At 50.4% G+C, this 345-nt stretch carries 1 protein-coding gene; it reads left to right on the top strand.

Annotated elements, in window-relative coordinates:
* A partial coding sequence (locus tag ACYVTD_RS18380; RefSeq protein WP_461249037.1) for a hypothetical protein occupies positions 1 to 345 on the top strand: 345 nt, incomplete at both ends.

Raw genomic sequence — 345 nt, 5'->3', positions numbered from 1 at the left:
GCAAAGAGACTTTTCAAACAGGCGGCAGTTACGAGATTCCCGTTCCGTTACCCGAAAACGCCGTACGGGTTCAGATTGCCGCTAACGAACGAAAAACCGTGAATTTTTCCAAGGTCAACGTAAATGACGTAACCGACAATCTGACCGTGCGTATTGCGAGCGTAGACGGAACGCCCGCCGAAACTGCGGCGCGAAACGGCGTTCTGCAAATTTTAACTGGATATGAATGGTTTTATGCTAACGCCGGCATGATACGCATACAAGGCGGAACCTTCACAATGGGCAGTCCCGCCAATGAGAAGGGGCGTTATAGAAATGAAGAAGGTCCGCAACATCAGGTAACGG

The organism is Treponema sp. R6D11 (assembly GCF_054786075.1).
This window is presented reverse-complemented; position numbering and strand designations above follow the sequence as displayed.